The organism is Halosimplex yunnanense, assembly GCF_054504345.1.
In genome coordinates this window covers 1-477 of record NZ_JBTJEL010000009.1, presented here as the reverse complement: position 1 = coordinate 477, position 477 = coordinate 1, and the positions used below count along the sequence as shown (strand labels likewise).

Genomic DNA, 477 nt, shown 5'->3' with positions numbered 1-477 from the left:
TACGACACCAGCGATCCGAAGCGAAACCGCCGGATCAACTTCCAGTTCCGACCGTCGCTGCCGAACGCAACTCACGCCGAGACCGGCGAACGGATCCAGTCGCTCCCGGAGACCCTGCCCGAGGGCGTCCGAGTTGAGGTTAAGGCGTCGAACGTCGAGCCCGACAAGATCGTCGATATCCTGCAGGCCCTCGCCGGCGAGATCGGCGTCAACTCACAGTACTTCGATCGCGACGCGATCCATCCCTGGAGCCGAACGCTCGGCATGGGGATCTACGTTCGCTGTCAGCGCGACATCGTCAACGAGCAGGTGATCGCTTCCGGCGGCATCTTCGACCGGCTCTCGCAGTTCGAGCGGCAGCGTGAGGGCCGCGGCGAACTGAAATGGGACAACCAGGATGCCTTTGGGAAGCGCCACGCGGTCGCGCTCGATCCGACGCAGTTGAACCACCTGTATCGCGAGCACTCAGTCGGGAAG

General features: G+C 63.5%; 1 protein-coding gene. It reads left to right on the top strand.

What is annotated here, in order from left to right:
- Positions 1-477, top strand: a 477-nt coding sequence (locus AB2U09_RS00060; protein WP_459190649.1) for a DUF7845 domain-containing protein, incomplete at both ends; no start/stop codon positions are given.